We start from the raw sequence: 14,565 nt of genomic DNA on the forward strand, positions 1-14,565 counted from the left end.
ACCCTTGATTTTTTCTATTTTTATTTAAAAGCGTTTTTCAAACCCTCAACGGCACCTTCTACAGCACCTTTAGCATCTTCAACTACTTCTTTTGCCTTAGCAACTGTCTTTTCTACAGCGCCTTCTGCTTCAGTCTTGCTATCCCCAGTAACTTTACCAAATCCTTCTTTGATAGCGCCTGTTGCTTGTTCCAATTTGTTTTCAAGTGACATATAATTGTCTCCTTTAATTTTATTCCGATATGTGTTACCGGTTACATATAGTTTATACGGAATGCTAAGGAATGTCAAACAATGTGCTCACAAAAAAGAAATCAGGCCAAGTAGAAAGTTAATCTTTCCTTATCAAAATCGACAGCCAATTCATACTTTCCATCTTCATTTTGGACAATATAGCCCAAGACTACTAAACTGTCCACAAAGATATCACGTCGTTTCTGCATCAGTTGATCTTTTTTGAGAAATTTTAGCAAAAAAGTCGTCATATATTTGAGAGCATACTCAGGATTGACATCTCCCAAAATGTCATAGAGATCCTGCTGTTTTTCTGTCAAAGGATACTGATGTTTGACCTTGTAGAAATAATTGGAAAGGGTCATTTTAGTCCGCGCAAAGTCCGTCTTTTCAACTAAAATAGCTGCATTGGTTTGATTGCGCAATTGCGTCTCAAAAGTCTGCTCCAACAAGGCTTGATAGACCGGACTATCTTCGCTAACAAAAATCTCTTGATCCAGTTCAAGACTATCAAGTGATTCAAGCATAGGAAGATTAAGGTAATAACGCTTATTTTCTCGTAGAATCAAGCCTGCCTTTATATACTCTTCCATGAGTTTATCAACTGCTATATCTGGAAATTGAGCCTTAATTTCTCGCAAAATAACATCCTCATGCTGGTCCAGATAGCGGATCAATTCTCTAAAAAATGGCTGTCTCGTCAAACGAGATGGATTAAAAATCTGAATCATGAAGATTCCTTTCTTTACATTCTAACAGAGGCGATGCTGCCAACTGACTGGGATTGGTCCCCGGCTGGTTCAAAGGAACAGGCAGACCTAGTTCTCTGTAATACTCTCTCCAAAAATCACTAATCTCCTGCTCCCCATCTCCAAATTTCATAGGTATGGTTGCAAAAATGGGGAGAATTTCTGCCATGTACTGGGAACAGTAAAAACCTTCTCCATCTGGATAGAAAGAAGCATTGTAGGGAGCTCCAAGATGTTTGCAAGCTTTTTCCTTCACAGACTGGATATCCATTTCTGGGTAAACATAGAGGTCGTACAAGTGATTGGACTCAAAGAATTCTGCTGGTTCTTGACAGACCACACCAAATTCTCCACTAGCGTGGTAAATCATCCCATCCAAACAAATGGCAACATGGTTATAGTTGCCTGTGGAAGTCTGGATGGCCTGTCCCATATCTGACTCATCTCTCACAAAAATCAAATCGCCATTTTCTAACATACTTCACTCCTAGAAAAAAAGGAGCCGAAACTCCTTTCGATATAAGGCAAACTAGCCTTTCCTAATTTGAATTAATACTCAAAATCTTAAGCATTAAAGCTTTCAGTCAATTGAGGTACCACTTGTTTCTTACGTGAAACAGCACCAGCAAGGAAGGCATGATTGTTTTCAAGTTTGAAGTTGAAAGCCGCTTCGACCTTGCCCATATTAGCACCAAGAGCCAAGATTTCCGAGTTTGAGTTGACGATATCTGTAATCATCAAGACAAAGTCAGAGTAGCCGTTTGCTGCGTTAGCAGCTTGCATTGCAGCTTCAATTTCTGCTTGGCGTTCCAATACTTCAGCGATGTCAACTGTGTTTACTTGAGCAACACGGACATTATTTCCGTTCAATTCAAAAGTTTTAGCATCGATGTCAATCAATTCTTCAGCAGATTTGCTAGCCAAGTTTGTACCAGCTTTCAACATAGCTAAACCATATTCTTCCAAGTTGACACCAGCCAATTCAGCCAATTCAGGAGCAATAACCTTATCTGTTGGGTGTGTTGTTGGTGATTTCAAAAGAAGGGTATCTGAAATCAAACCTGAAAGCATCAAACCAGCAATCTCTTTAGGCACAGCTACACCATGTTCTTTGAACATACGGTAAACGATTGAAGATGCTGAACCAACTGGCTCCAAACGCATGTATAGGGGGCTTGCAGTTTCAAAGTTAGCCACACGGTGGTGGTCCACAACACCATAAACTTCTACTTCAGCGATATCTGATACAGATTGTTGGAATTCATTGTGGTCAGTCAGGATAACTTGCTCTGCTCCTTCTGCTTTAGCAGAAGTGATAACACGCGGTGCTTCTACACCAAAATAGTTCAAGACAAAGGCTGTTTCTTCATTTGGAGTTCCAAGGGCAACAGCTTCCGTATCCAAACCGTAAGCTTCTTTTGCAAGGTAGGCAAAGGCTACAGATGACCCGATGGCATCTGAGTCTGGATTTTGGTGACCAAATACTAGAATCTTAGACATGATAATACCTCATTTTGTTTATTCTCTTTATTGTAGCATTTTTTTCGCTTTTTGACAAAAGTAAGAGGAGTCAAAGGACTCCTCACAATTCTTCAAAATAACTGAGTAAATTTCTATCTTGATTTTCAGATAAAAATTGCTCCTTCTGTGGCCTCTTCTTACGCTTAAGAAGGGCTTCTGCCGACATGGCTTCTTCCTTACTGGCAAAACCTTGAGCATAGATAAGTTTGACTGGCAAGCGTGCTCGCGTATATTTGGCTCCCTTCCCACTACTGTGGACAGCGAGGCGTCTCTTCACATCAGTCGTATAGCCTGTATAGTAGGATCCGTCACGGCACTCCAGCACATACATATAAGCCTTATGATCCATAATAAATCTCTTCGAGTTCAGGCGTATAAGAGCCATCATCATTGTGAACAATGAGAGGCGGCAAGACCTTAAAGCCACTTGTCGACCCATCCTTGATAGCCTCAATCAAAAGCATATTGGCTTCCTTTTCTCTTTTTGGATAAACAAACTGCAGGCGCTTAGGGGCTAGATTATGCCGTTGTAACGTATCCAAAATATCCAGAAGTCGATCAGGACGATGAACCATAGCCAAGCGTCCATTGGATTTGAGAATACTCTGGGCACTACGACAGATTTCTTCCAAATTAGTCGTAATTTCATGGCGCGCCAAGAGATAATGTTCACTCTCGTTCAGATTGGAATGAGGATCCACCTTGAAATAGGGTGGATTACACAAAATCATATCCACCTTACTTCCCTGAATGTAAGCAGGCATATTTTTCAAATCATCACAGATGATCTCCATCTGCTCTTCCAAACCATTCAAACGGACAGAGCGTTCAGCCATATCTGCCAAACGCTCCTGAATTTCAACAGCCAAAATCTGTGCATGAGTCCGAGTGCTAGCAAATAGCCCCACTGCTCCATTTCCAGCGCAAAAATCCACTATCAAGCCCTTTTTAGGAAAACGTGGAAAACGTGACAAGAGAACACTATCCACCGAATAGCTAAAAACCTCTCTATTTTGAATGATTTTAATATCTGTCGAAAAGAGCTGGTTAATACGCTCTCCTGATTTTAATAATTGTTCTTCTTCCATGGTCCTATTATAGCAAATTTATATTAACATTACAAAAGATAGAAATTTCTAACTAGTGCTTCTGATTCTTCAAATGTTGAAGGGCCTCCTTGGTCCAAATTGGCATCATTCGTTTAAGAGGCGCAAAGCCGTAGTTAAAACGGTCGCTTGAAAAACGTCTCCGTCTCGGAAACTGGTGCTTTTCTTCCTCCAAAGTGCGGATAGAAAGGCTGGCTTTCCCTGTAAATTCATCTAAATCCACTACTTGAACCTGAACCTCTTCATCGACTTTCAAGGCTTCTTGGATATTTTCAATAAAGCCTGTCCGAATCTCTGAAATGTGAATCAGCCCCGTATCACCCGTTTCTAGCTCAACAAAGGCACCGTAGGGCTGAATCCCTGTAATACGGCCCTTTAGCTTATCACCGATTTTCATCTTAGTCCTCGATTTCAATTGTTTCAATCACGACATCTTCAACTGGCTTGTCCATAGCCCCTGTCTCAACAGCAGCAATGGCATCTAAAACAGCGTAAGAAGCTTCATCAGCTAGCTGACCAAATACAGTGTGACGGCGGTCTAGATGAGGAGTTCCACCTTGGTTGGCATAGATTTCCGCAATCGGTTCTGGCCAACCACCACGAGCAATTTCTTTCTTAGAATAAGGCAAATGTTGATTTTGCACGATAAAGAACTGGCTACCGTTGGTATTTGGACCAGCATTGGCCATTGAAAGGGCACCACGGATATTGTAAAGTTCTTCTGAGAATTCATCCTCAAAAGATTCGCCGTAGATTGACTCGCCACCCATACCAGTACCAGTTGGGTCTCCACCTTGAATCATAAAGTCCTTGATAATACGATGGAAAATGACACCATCATAGTAACCATCTTTTGAAAGAGCTACAAAGTTAGCCACTGTTTTAGGAGCATGTTCAGGGAAGAGCTTGATACGCAAGTCTCCGTGATTGGTCTTAATAGTCGCGATAGGACCTTCTACTGTTTCAATGTCTACTTGTGGAAAATGCAATTCTTTTTCTACCATACCAAATCCTTCTAAGGCATCAAAAATGCCATCTTCTTCTAGTGTTTTTGTTATATAATCTGCTTTTTCTTTGATATTATCATGAGAAATTCCCATAGCGACGCTGATTCCAGCATAATCAAAGAGTTCTAAGTCATTCAGCCCATCTCCAAAGACCATGACATTCTCTGGTTTCAAGCCAAGGTGTTCCACAACCTTTTCCACACCCGTCGCTTTGGAGCCTGAAATCGGCACAATATCAGACGAATGTTGATGCCAACGAACCATGCGAAGCTTGTCAGAGAGACTGTCAGGCAAGTGCAAGTCATCTCCTTTATCTTCAAAAGTCCACATCTGATAGATATCTTCTTTTTCATGGAAATTAGGATCTACAGCCAAATCAGGGTAAATTGGATTGATCGCTTCACTAATCATATCGGTGCGAGTCGACAACTTGGCATCATGACTCCCAACCAAACCATACTCAATTCCCTCTTGCTTGGCCCAAGAGATATACTCCTCAACATCTGACTTCTCAATCTGATGTTGATAAATAACCTGACCTTTTTTATCTTCAATATAGGCACCATTCAGGGTTACAAAAAAGTCAGGCTTGAGGTCACGAATCTCTGGCACAACACCAAAAATCCCTCGTCCAGAAGCAATACCTGTCAAAATTCCTTTCTCACGTAATTGCTTAAAAACAGTTGGGATTGAAGCTGGAATAAAACCTGTCTTTGAATTCCGCAATGTATCATCAATATCAAAAAAGACAATCTTGATTTTCTTTGCCTTGTATCTTAATTTGGCATCCATCTCACTACCTCTTTCAATCTAACTCTTTCCATTATACCATAAAGTAGCTAAATCCCCTATTTTCAAAAAGTTTCCAGTTTTATTGTAAGTCCTTGGATAAGTATAAAACTAAATCATCATCATTTTGACAACTTGCACCCATTTCTAGCGGTTTATTTCTATACCAGACACCTGTCCCATCTGGAATATAGCCTCGTTTGATATACAATCTCTGGGAAGGACCATACCCCAAGTGCAAACCTACACCAAGAGTGACCTTACTCGAAACAAACTTGACTCGTTTTTCTGCTTCTTCTAGCAGTTGATTCCCAATCCCTTGATTTCGAAAAGGCTCAAACACATTAAAATCTGATAATTCTGGATAGACTTCTGCAAAAGGACCATGTTTAGCAGAGGGCAAAATGGTAACGTAGCCCGCTACAGCACCATCAATCTCTGCAACTAAGACTTCTCTCTCCCCACTTTCCTGTTCCAGAAAATATCTAGCCAAAATTTCCTCTCTACCAGGCCAACCTTGATTCATAAATCCATGAGATAAGGATTCAATATCAGACTTAATCATATTTCTAATCGTACAATTCATCTTTGACTTACCCACCTTTACTCTTTCTATTGCCATTATAACACGCCAAGGTCAAAAAAAAACTATCTCGTGAAAAAAAGACCCACCCAGGTCTTAATTCGCTTTCTTGTTTTCAAACCCATGAAAAAGAGGTCCACCCGGACCCAACTCGCATTCTCATTTCAATGATCGTGAAAAAGAGATCCACTTGGACCCAAACTCGCTCTCTCATTTCAAAAGCTCGTGAAAAAAAGACCCAACTGGGTCTTTTCTTTAATCTTCGTTTACGAAAGGCATCAAAGCCATTACGCGAGCGCGTTTGATAGCTGTTGTTACTTTACGTTGGTTTTTAGCTGAAGTTCCTGTTACACGACGAGGAAGGATTTTCCCACGTTCTGAAACGAAACGGCTAAGAAGCTCAGTATCTTTGTAATCAACATATTCAATTTTGTTTGCTGCGATGTAATCAACTTTTTTACGGCGTTTGAATCCGCCACGACGTTGTTGAGCCATGTTTTTTCTCCTTTATAATTTTAGTTGTCCATTAGAATGGTAAATCATCATCTGAAATATCCAATGGATTTGTTGCTCCAAATGGATTTTCATCACGTGAAAAGTCTGGTACTGAATTTGTAGGTGCTGAATAGTTTGCAGTCGGTGCAGAATAAGCTCCACCTGTGTGACCCTCACGCACACTACGGCTTTCCAACATTTGGAAATTCTCAGCCACGACCTCTGTCACGTAGACACGTTGTCCTTGCTGGTTATCGTAACTACGAGTCTGGATACGACCTGTCACCCCGATAAGTGACCCTTTTTTAGCCCAATTAGCAAGGTTCTCAGCCTGTTGGCGCCACATAACGACATTGATAAAATCAGTCTCACGTTCGCCATTTTGACTCTTAAATGTACGGTTTACTGCAAGAGTAAAAGTCGCAACTGCTACATTTGATGGGGTATAACGCAACTCAGCGTCACGTGTCATACGCCCTACAAGTACAACATTGTTAATCATAGTTTACCTTCTTACGCGTCAGTTTTGACGATCATGTGACGAAGAATGTCAGCGTTGATTTTTGAAAGACGGTCAAACTCTTTAAGAGCTGCATCGTCGTTTGCTTCAACGTTAACGATGTGGTAAAGTCCTTCACGGAAATCTTTGATTTCGTATGCAAGACGGCGTTTTTCCCAAGATTTTGATTCAACAACAGTTGCACCGTTGTCAGTCAAAATAGAGTCAAAACGTGCTACCAAAGCGTTTTTAGCTTCTTCTTCAATGTTTGGACGAATGATATAAAGAATTTCGTATTTAGCCATTGATATGTTCCTCCTTTTGGTCTAATGACCCCAAGACTTTGCAAGGGGTAAGTGAGGTTCGCTCACAATAAACTATTATACTAGAAAACATTTTTTTACGCAAGTAAAAACACCGAAATATAAAAAGAAGATGACGAATCATCTTCTCAACAATACAACTCTATAGCTAGAGATATAATATTTTTAACATTTACCACTCTCTAGAAATTATGGATCCGTTTTACTGATTTTTACCAAATACATCTCGATAAAGCATTCCTGTTCGTAGACTCTCTGCATCTCCTCCTAATTGTTCTACCAGCTCGTAGGCAAAGGCAAGGGCTGTTGAAGGGCCTCGACTGGTTGTCAATTGACCATCTACCACTACTGTTTCCTTGACGTAGTGACCATCAAGAATTTGCTCTTGAACGCCGTCATAACAAGTGTACTGCTTGTTTTTCAATAGCCCTGCTTGATTGAGGGCAATTGGCGCAGCACAAATGGCTGCTAGTTTTTTTCCTTCTTGCTCAAAGCTTTGCAACTCTTGAACCAAGGCCTGATTGTCCCGCAAATGTGCAGAACCAGGCATGCCACCAGGAAGGACAAGCATATCATAGTCTGATAAATCACCATCAAAGACACGATCTGCTCTTACTTGGATTGCATGCGAACCAGTCACTTGCTCTTCAAACCCAACCATATCACAAGTGATCTTTGCCCGACGCAAAACATCCACAACTGTCAAAGCTTCAATTTCTTCAAAGCCCTGAGCTAACATAACTGCTACTTTTACCATGATTTTCTCCTTATTTGATTTGTTTTAATACAACCTTTTTCCGTTTGAATGGAACTTTTCCGCTCTTTTCTTCAGCTAGATTGGTCTGGTAACTCATAGATAAAAGTAAGCCCACACCAATCAGATTACTGATAATAGCCGATCCACCTTGAGAAATGAAAGGCAAAGGAATACCAGTCAAAGGAAGCAAGCCAGTAACAGCACCAATATTCTCAAAGATATGGAAGAGTAACATCATAATCAAACCTGTAGAAATATAGGTATAGAACTGGTTATTTGATTTAAGAGTAATCTTCAACATACGATAAATCAGCATGAGATAAAGGGCAATAACAAGGACAGAGCCAATAAAGCCAAAATCTTCTGCGATAACCGTGAAAATCATATCCGACTCCCGAACTGGAATAAGCAAATTAGAAGCATTAAAACCTTGTCCAAACAAGCCTCCACTACCAATCGCAATCTGTCCTTGAGCCTGCTGATAGGTCGTTGTTTGAGCAAAGTCAAATGGATTGAGCCAAGCCAAAATACGGTTGATTTGATAGGTCGGCATGCCCAGTTGATGGAGAAAAGCCCGACCATCCTTGCTGATAAAAATAGCTAAGAAACCAGCAATTCCAGTTACAGCAGTCACAAATACTGGGATAATAATTTTCCAAGAAACCCCCGATAATAAAACGATTCCTGAGAAAATGGCTACAAAAACCAAAGCCGTCCCCAAGTCACTTTGAAGTGCCAAAAGAACTAGGACTGGAATGGTAAAGAGAATCATCCAAAAAATTAACAAAAAGTCCAGCGGAACTGTGCGTCTCCACTCCTTATGTTTTTTTGTAAACTGGACAATAACACGGGCCAACATGAGAATATAGGATATCTTCATAAATTCTGACGGCTGGAACAAGGTAACACCATTTACCGATACCCAGTTTTTAGCACCCGTTGATGCAACTAAACTTGGATTATAAAAGACGATAGGTAAGACCATAAGTCCCAAGCCTAAAATATATAGAAAGGGTGTCACCTTCCAAAGAAATTCTGTATTAAAGAGCATGACCACAAAACCAATCACAAGCCCCAAGGCAATCCAAGCAACCTGTTGCCCTAAAATGGGTAAAATATTGTTCGGATAATCATGACTAACGGCAATATAAATGGCCACCACGCCGATAACCAGTAGAAAAAATACTGGCAAGAGCAAACTATAATCGACTCTAGAGTCGAGAGAACGTTTCATATACTCACCTTTTCTCTTTCTTAGATTTTTCATTTTTGTTGTTTTCGAGAAAATCACTAACAGCAGAGGTAATTTGTTTTCTATTCACCTCTCTGATAGATCTTTCCTTCGCTAGAGCTTGTCTAATCTGTTTACCATATCGTTTATGAATAATACGACTATCCAGTATCACAGCAATGGAAGCTTGTTCCTCTTTTCTAATTGTTCTACCCAAAGCCTGTTTGAGACGAATAATGGCCATTGGTAGCTGATAATCATAGAAAGGATTCTTCCCTTCCTGACGCAATTCATGATTTAATTTTCGTGTTAAAGGTTCTTGGGGATTTTGGAAAGGCAATCGAGGAATTACTTGAATAACGCAAGGATGGGTAGAAAAATCAACCCCCTCCCAGAAACTTCCTGTTCCAAGTAATATTTGTCGCTCTCCTTTTTCAAAACGTTTCTTCAGCTGACTGGGTTCCCCATTTTTATATTGGGCTAAATGAGGATGATCTAGTAAATCTGATACTGCTAACAGTAATTCTTTAGACGTAAATAAAACAAGCAAAGGCTCTTGAAAGGCTTGTAAGGAATGGATAACTGATGTAACCTCTTCTGCATAATCTAAAGAAGAATGTTCAGTTACTAAAGGAAAATCATTTACTAATAGAACTTCTTGCTGCTTCTGTTGTAAAGATTCAACTGTAATAAGTGGAGCTTCAGTAAATCCTAATAAATCCGCTAAAGAAACTCTATTACTGATTTCAAGAGTGGCAGATACGCCAAGCACTCTGCAATCTTCTGGCAATAAATCTGCTAGTAGGAAGCGACCTTTTTTACTTGAGCAGATTAAGACATCCTTACTAGACTTCTCAGCTGTTGCCAGCCAAAATTCACGGTCCGATGTAAAAAAGCCCGTCATATCTCTATACTCGGGAAGACTTAACTCAGAAAAATGCTGGCGTAAGTTTTCGAGAGAATCCAACCACTTGTCATTCTTAAGTCCTGAGTAAAACTGATCCATCAAATAGCGACATTCAAACCCGATACTCTCAAGCAACCGTCTCTGAATAAGATCTTTTTCTGTTTCCAAGGACTTTTGAACTTGTGTTACTAAATCATCGAGGAGATAAGATTCTTGAGAGAGGTTTTCAAGGGCAAGCAGCATTTTTTGAGCTTCATCTATGATTACCATTCGATTGTTGACAAATTCTGGATTATCCTCTAAACGTGTTACCAGATAAGCGTGATTGGTTAACAAAAGGCGACTCGATTTAGCTCTATCTTGACTGCGTTGCCAGAAATCCTCAGAAATAAATAAACTTTTTTTTGAAAGTTTTCCATCATGTACAAGTTCAGCTAGAAAATGTTGATAACGATACAGCTGCCCGATTTCATCTAAGTCACCTGTTTCTGTCTCTGTTAACCAAATCAAGACTTGCATTTTAAAGCGTGTGAATAGGCGGTTGGACTCTGGCCTATGGAGTATCTTATAGAAATTATCGAGCTTCAAATAATTTTGAGGTCCCTTAAGACTATGAATATCAATATGAAAAGTATCTTTTAATCGACTTCCTTCTTCTTGCATAATTTGATTTTGAAGGATTTTGGTAGGAACACTAACAAGGATGCCCCCTTCACTTTCCATGCTCAAAGCCGGCAGCATGTAACCATAAGTCTTTCCAAGTCCCGTTTGGGCTTGAATAAACGCGGTTTTCTGTTCCTTTAATAACTGCTCAACTTTTTCTGCAAATTCAACTTGCTGAGGACGTTCATCCAATCCTAACAAGGACATATTTTTAGTAAAATCCTTAGATAGCTTACGTGGTTTTAAAGACTGACTTTTCTTTCTTAGAAAGAGTCCATGGAACTCCATCAAATCGTGAGAAGAAAGGAGGGACTGGCGCTGATATACTTCTTCAATCACTAAATAAGTTTCATAAAGGAGATTATCCGCAAAATTTAACAACGTTTCTAAAAGTCCTTTTGGTAACTGAAAAAGTTTTTGACGCATAAAAAGCAAAAGCTCTGCTGTTGCTTGTGCATCAGAGAGAGCGGTGTGGGCGTGGTCTAACTTAATCCCTAATTCTTGACAGAGAATGCCGAGATTGTACTTTTCAAACTGAGGGTATAAAACCTGTGCCAGCTCAACTGTATCCACACGAGGAGTTCTCAATTCATAACCTTCAAAGAATAGGTACTCTGCCAGAAGATTTGCATCAAACTGTACATTGTGCGCGACAAAAACACCATCCTTGACCAGTTCAAAAATCCTTCCAGCTACCTGTGAAAACTCTGGAGCAACTGCCAACCGTTGATCAGTCAACCCTGTCAATTCTTTTATATGAGAATCCAAGGGCTCATGGGGATTGACGTCAGTCCCATACTGATCGACGATTTCGCCATTTTCAATCACCACAATACCCACTTGAATAATTTTTGCCTTGCTTCCGGTGCTAGTGGCCTCTAAATCAACAACCACATACCGATCATTTCTCGAATTCATCATTAAAAATTATATCAAAAAAAGCCCTGTTTGACACCCCTCAACTTCGATAGAAAAATCTCTTTGCTTGAAAAAATTTTTATAAAATGTTTGAATAGTATTATACAGAAAAGGAGACATAAGATGAACCCATTAGATTTGTTTAATCAAGTAAAAGAATTAATCGAAACAAAAGATTTCGAAGCTGCAAAAACATTTGTTGCAGAAAATCAAGAACAGCTTGGAGAATACTTCTCTCAAGCTCAGCAGTTGATTTCTGGTTCTGAAGGTCTAGATGGCCTCGTTGGAAAGATTAAAGGATTTTTCTAAAAAATACAAAGGCGCCTGAAACGATCAGGTGCCTTTTTGAGATATTTTTTTCATTATTTTGGGCAGATAAGAGCTGATTTCCGTCGGCAAGACCACATAATGTTCTTGAGATAGTTCTTGTGCTATTGCTGAATGAAGATGGGTTGCTACTGCCACACGTTCGTAGAGACTGGCCTGTCGAAATTGGCCTGCAAATCCTGCAATCATTCCAGCTAGTGTATCTCCCATACCACCAGTCGCCTGATAGGGACCGCCAACCTGTAACTGGTAATAATCAGATTGGCTAGCTTGCCAAATACGAGTAGCTGGACCTTTCTCTACCAAAATTGTTCCTTGAGGGAAGGAAGTTAGGGCACTAGCCGTTGTATCTTCATTTTGCTTTTCAATCGTAATTCCAGACAGCTTTTCCCATTCCTTTTGGTGGGGAGTTAGGATAAGCTGACTCGAAGGAAATGACAAACTTATCCTAGCAAGAATTGTCAGAGCACCTCCGTCTACAAGCAAAATCTGATTCTGTCTTAAGCTAGCAAAAACCTGTTTGACTAGTTCTTCTCCAAAAATATCGTCTCGTAAACCAGGTCCCAATAAGACAACTTCTGCCCTCGCCAATTGCTCTTTTAACAGTTGCTGGTCTTGAAGAGCAAAGGCCATAGCCTCAGGTAAATGGCTGTGCAGAGCTGGAATATTTTCCCTATCCGTTCCAACGGTCACCAATCCTGCGCCACTTTTTACAGCTACCAAGGCAGCCATGATGATAGCTCCACCATAAGGATAGGTCCCACCTAACAAAAGCAGACGACCATAGTCTCCTTTATGACTTGTACGAGAACGTTCAATAATGACTTTTTCTAGTAAGGCTTGATCAATCACTTTCATCGTTTTTTCCTCTCTATTCATTATACTATAAAGTCTATCTACCTTGCATCTTAAATATAAATCTCTTCGTTCATATAGAAAAAGAGGGGACAAAGCCCCTCTACTCTCCTTTCGACCCAACATGAAAGTAAACGATTCCATTTTCACTAGTAAAGACGGAGAGGCCTAATTGGTCCTCTCCATCTATTCGACTCATTTATCGATTCATTTTTTATCTTCTACCAATCTATACAAATAGAATGGTATTAGGCGCATAGACTAGTCTTCTTTGCGTTTTACAGTTAATAAAGCTGCTGATAAGGCCAAGGTAACACCTGCCAAGAAAATAGCTGTTTCTGACTGTTTTTCACCAGTCTCTGGCAATCTCTTGTCTTCCTTGGCAACTTGAACTGGTGCTTCTGGAGTCTGAGATTTTTCTAACGAACTTAGCTTAAATTCTGGTTTTTCTACTGTCGGAGCTGGTTGGTCACCTACGGTTGATAATGGACCTGTGTAGGCTGGTAGCTCATGTTTCAAGGCCATAACTGAGTTGACTCCACCCTTGAACTCTGGTTTCTCTACCGTCGGTGCAGTTTGATCGCCCACGCTTGACAATGGACCTGTGTACTCTGGTAGTTCGTGTTTCAAGGCCATAACTGAGTTGACTCCACCCTTGAACTCTGGTTTCTCTACTGTTGGAGCGGCTTGGTCACCTACGGTTGACAATGGGCCTGTATAAGCTGGTAGCTCATGTACCAAAGCTTCAACTGCATTCACACCACCCTGAAACTCTGGTTTCTCTACTGTCGGTGCAGCTTGGTCACCTACGGTTGATAATGGACCTGTGTAGGCTGGTAGCTCATGTACCAAAGCTTCAACTGCATTTACACCACCTGTAAATTCAGGTACCTCAAGCACTGGTGCTGGTTCTTCACCCTTGCTTGATTGAACAGGTTCTTCTGTCAATTCTTGATAGAAGCTCGCCAATTCATAAAACTCAGCCTTGCCACCTTCCCAGACCAGTTTAACATCTAGAAGAGAACCACCATTTCGGATAGCAAAGGTTTGGAGACTAGATGTAATGGCACCAAGATCTGTCCAACTTTCTTGTCCATCCTTAAGTGTTCTCGCTTGAACTCGTGCTTTCGCTCCTTCAGGAAGGCTTGAAACAAGGCGTAGATGGTTGGCATTGGTTGGTTCTGATAAGTGGTAAATCATTTCTCCCTTATCTTGTTCTGCTTTGTAGCTAGTCAAAACTTTTCCATCTACGAGATTAGTATAGAAGTTACCTCGGCTTTCGCCACCGTTTCCTTCTACAGTTGGATCATTGATTGGTTTGACAAATTCGCCATCATTGATCACCAATTCTGTAAATCCTACAAAACGAGCATCATAGTCAGCTGTATAGAGGACACGAAGATAGTTGGCTTTGACTGGTGTCGTCAATTCACCCTCGATGTAACGATTTCCTGGCATCTTAGAATCATGTGTCCAACCATCTGTCAATGAATCATCGTGTGTACTATTGACTACACCATCTCCCACTGTCACAACATCCGTCCAAGTTTTACCGTCTTGGCTGACTTGGATTTTACCATCACGAAGATAGTTTTGAGTTCC

Annotated in this window: 18 protein-coding genes; 1 reads left to right on the forward strand and 17 read right to left on the reverse strand. The window is 40.5% G+C overall.

Annotated features, from left to right (window positions below; all coding sequences use genetic code 11):
* Positions 1 to 20: 20 nt before the first annotated feature.
* The 15 genes from N5909_RS09650 to N5909_RS09720 form a co-directional block, all read right to left on the reverse strand.
* The gene (locus N5909_RS09650) at positions 21 to 212 is read right to left on the reverse strand and encodes a CsbD family protein (protein ID WP_000051184.1); all 192 of its coding nucleotides are present in this window, start codon (positions 210 to 212) and stop codon (positions 21 to 23) included.
* Between the two features lie 101 nt (positions 213 to 313).
* On the reverse strand, positions 314 to 964 hold the full coding sequence (locus tag N5909_RS09655; protein WP_271631199.1) for a DUF1803 domain-containing protein: 651 nt from the start codon (positions 962 to 964) through the stop codon (positions 314 to 316).
* Positions 948 to 1,460, reverse strand: a complete 513-nt coding sequence (locus tag N5909_RS09660; RefSeq protein WP_120770406.1) for a YiiX/YebB-like N1pC/P60 family cysteine hydrolase — start codon at positions 1,458 to 1,460, stop codon at positions 948 to 950. Before N5909_RS09660 ends, N5909_RS09655 begins: the two co-directional genes overlap by 17 nt.
* An 86-nt stretch (positions 1,461 to 1,546) precedes the next feature.
* Positions 1,547 to 2,482 carry a manganese-dependent inorganic pyrophosphatase gene (locus N5909_RS09665; protein ID WP_045612055.1) on the reverse strand — a complete coding sequence of 312 codons (936 nt, stop codon included), beginning with the start codon at positions 2,480 to 2,482 and terminating at the stop codon, positions 1,547 to 1,549.
* A gap of 82 nt (positions 2,483 to 2,564) precedes the next feature.
* Positions 2,565 to 2,852, reverse strand: coding sequence for a GIY-YIG nuclease family protein (locus N5909_RS09670; protein ID WP_125447943.1), 288 nt, complete (start codon positions 2,850 to 2,852; stop codon positions 2,565 to 2,567).
* A complete protein-coding gene (locus tag N5909_RS09675; protein ID WP_271631200.1) occupies positions 2,842 to 3,591 on the reverse strand; it encodes a tRNA1(Val) (adenine(37)-N6)-methyltransferase in 750 nt (249 codons plus the stop codon). The genes N5909_RS09670 and N5909_RS09675 overlap by 11 nt, the downstream gene beginning before the upstream one ends.
* Positions 3,592 to 3,643: 52 nt before the next feature.
* Complete coding sequence (locus tag N5909_RS09680) at positions 3,644 to 4,006, reverse strand: S1 RNA-binding domain-containing protein (protein ID WP_000689605.1); 363 nt, start codon at positions 4,004 to 4,006, stop codon at positions 3,644 to 3,646.
* A gap of 1 nt (position 4,007) precedes the next feature.
* Positions 4,008 to 5,408, reverse strand: coding sequence for a bifunctional Cof-type HAD-IIB family hydrolase/peptidylprolyl isomerase (locus N5909_RS09685; RefSeq protein ID WP_271631201.1), 1,401 nt, complete (start codon positions 5,406 to 5,408; stop codon positions 4,008 to 4,010).
* Between the two features lie 79 nt (positions 5,409 to 5,487).
* Positions 5,488 to 5,991, reverse strand: a complete 504-nt coding sequence (locus tag N5909_RS09690) for a GNAT family N-acetyltransferase (protein ID WP_125851739.1) — start codon at positions 5,989 to 5,991, stop codon at positions 5,488 to 5,490.
* Between the two features lie 252 nt (positions 5,992 to 6,243).
* Positions 6,244 to 6,483: a 30S ribosomal protein S18 gene (gene rpsR, locus N5909_RS09695; RefSeq protein ID WP_000068664.1), complete on the reverse strand. Its 240-nt coding sequence runs from the start codon at positions 6,481 to 6,483 to the stop codon at positions 6,244 to 6,246.
* A 31-nt stretch (positions 6,484 to 6,514) separates the two neighbouring features.
* The gene (gene ssbA / locus N5909_RS09700) at positions 6,515 to 6,985 is read right to left on the reverse strand and encodes a single-stranded DNA-binding protein SsbA (RefSeq protein WP_004269791.1); all 471 of its coding nucleotides are present in this window, start codon (positions 6,983 to 6,985) and stop codon (positions 6,515 to 6,517) included.
* 11 nt (positions 6,986 to 6,996) lie between these two features.
* Positions 6,997 to 7,287 (reverse strand): 30S ribosomal protein S6, encoded by a 291-nt coding sequence (rpsF, locus tag N5909_RS09705; RefSeq protein ID WP_001151778.1) that lies wholly within the window; start codon positions 7,285 to 7,287, stop codon positions 6,997 to 6,999.
* 220 nt (positions 7,288 to 7,507) lie between these two features.
* Positions 7,508 to 8,062: a DJ-1 family glyoxalase III gene (locus tag N5909_RS09710; RefSeq protein WP_271631202.1), complete on the reverse strand. Its 555-nt coding sequence runs from the start codon at positions 8,060 to 8,062 to the stop codon at positions 7,508 to 7,510.
* A gap of 10 nt (positions 8,063 to 8,072) precedes the next feature.
* On the reverse strand, positions 8,073 to 9,296 hold the full coding sequence (locus tag N5909_RS09715) for an FtsW/RodA/SpoVE family cell cycle protein (RefSeq protein WP_000830666.1): 1,224 nt from the start codon (positions 9,294 to 9,296) through the stop codon (positions 8,073 to 8,075).
* A gap of 4 nt (positions 9,297 to 9,300) precedes the next feature.
* Positions 9,301 to 11,781 carry a bifunctional DnaQ family exonuclease/ATP-dependent helicase gene (locus N5909_RS09720; protein ID WP_333908997.1) on the reverse strand — a complete coding sequence of 827 codons (2,481 nt, stop codon included), beginning with the start codon at positions 11,779 to 11,781 and terminating at the stop codon, positions 9,301 to 9,303.
* 123 nt (positions 11,782 to 11,904) lie between these two features.
* Here N5909_RS09720 and N5909_RS09725 point away from each other — a divergent pair, with 123 nt between their 5' ends.
* Positions 11,905 to 12,090, forward strand: coding sequence for a hypothetical protein (locus N5909_RS09725; protein ID WP_001068558.1), 186 nt, complete (start codon positions 11,905 to 11,907; stop codon positions 12,088 to 12,090).
* Positions 12,091 to 12,114: 24 nt separating this feature from the next.
* Here N5909_RS09725 and N5909_RS09730 read toward each other — a convergent pair whose 3' ends face one another.
* Positions 12,115 to 12,966: an NAD(P)H-hydrate dehydratase gene (locus N5909_RS09730; protein WP_070479417.1), complete on the reverse strand. Its 852-nt coding sequence runs from the start codon at positions 12,964 to 12,966 to the stop codon at positions 12,115 to 12,117.
* Positions 12,967 to 13,224: 258 nt separating this feature from the next.
* Positions 13,225 to 14,565: SIALI-17 repeat-containing surface protein (locus N5909_RS09735; RefSeq protein WP_271631204.1), on the reverse strand; the 1,341-nt coding region annotated here is incomplete at its 5' end.

Source organism: Streptococcus gwangjuensis, from assembly GCF_028156745.1.
Lineage (GTDB): Bacteria > Bacillota > Bacilli > Lactobacillales > Streptococcaceae > Streptococcus > Streptococcus gwangjuense_A.

Excerpts from the sequence above, each read along its gene's own strand:
- N5909_RS09650 (WP_000051184.1), bottom strand. The coding sequence starts at position 212 with ATGTCACTTGAAAACAAATTGGAACAAGCAACAGGCGCTATCAAAGAA.
- N5909_RS09725 (WP_001068558.1), top strand. The coding sequence starts at position 11,905 with ATGAACCCATTAGATTTGTTTAATCAAGTAAAAGAATTAATCGAAACA.
- N5909_RS09660 (WP_120770406.1), bottom strand. The coding sequence starts at position 1,460 with ATGTTAGAAAATGGCGATTTGATTTTTGTGAGAGATGAGTCAGATATG.
- N5909_RS09715 (WP_000830666.1), bottom strand. The coding sequence starts at position 9,296 with ATGAAACGTTCTCTCGACTCTAGAGTCGATTATAGTTTGCTCTTGCCA.
- N5909_RS09655 (WP_271631199.1), bottom strand. The coding sequence starts at position 964 with ATGATTCAGATTTTTAATCCATCTCGTTTGACGAGACAGCCATTTTTT.
- N5909_RS09680 (WP_000689605.1), bottom strand. The coding sequence starts at position 4,006 with ATGAAAATCGGTGATAAGCTAAAGGGCCGTATTACAGGGATTCAGCCC.
- N5909_RS09730 (WP_070479417.1), bottom strand. The coding sequence starts at position 12,966 with ATGAAAGTGATTGATCAAGCCTTACTAGAAAAAGTCATTATTGAACGT.
- rpsF (WP_001151778.1), bottom strand. The coding sequence starts at position 7,287 with ATGGCTAAATACGAAATTCTTTATATCATTCGTCCAAACATTGAAGAA.
- N5909_RS09690 (WP_125851739.1), bottom strand. The coding sequence starts at position 5,991 with ATGAATTGTACGATTAGAAATATGATTAAGTCTGATATTGAATCCTTA.
- N5909_RS09685 (WP_271631201.1), bottom strand. The coding sequence starts at position 5,408 with ATGGATGCCAAATTAAGATACAAGGCAAAGAAAATCAAGATTGTCTTT.
- N5909_RS09675 (WP_271631200.1), bottom strand. The coding sequence starts at position 3,591 with ATGGAAGAAGAACAATTATTAAAATCAGGAGAGCGTATTAACCAGCTC.
- N5909_RS09665 (WP_045612055.1), bottom strand. The coding sequence starts at position 2,482 with ATGTCTAAGATTCTAGTATTTGGTCACCAAAATCCAGACTCAGATGCC.
- ssbA (WP_004269791.1), bottom strand. The coding sequence starts at position 6,985 with ATGATTAACAATGTTGTACTTGTAGGGCGTATGACACGTGACGCTGAG.
- rpsR (WP_000068664.1), bottom strand. The coding sequence starts at position 6,483 with ATGGCTCAACAACGTCGTGGCGGATTCAAACGCCGTAAAAAAGTTGAT.
- N5909_RS09720 (WP_333908997.1), bottom strand. The coding sequence starts at position 11,781 with ATGAATTCGAGAAATGATCGGTATGTGGTTGTTGATTTAGAGGCCACT.
- N5909_RS09670 (WP_125447943.1), bottom strand. The coding sequence starts at position 2,852 with ATGGATCATAAGGCTTATATGTATGTGCTGGAGTGCCGTGACGGATCC.
- N5909_RS09710 (WP_271631202.1), bottom strand. The coding sequence starts at position 8,062 with ATGGTAAAAGTAGCAGTTATGTTAGCTCAGGGCTTTGAAGAAATTGAA.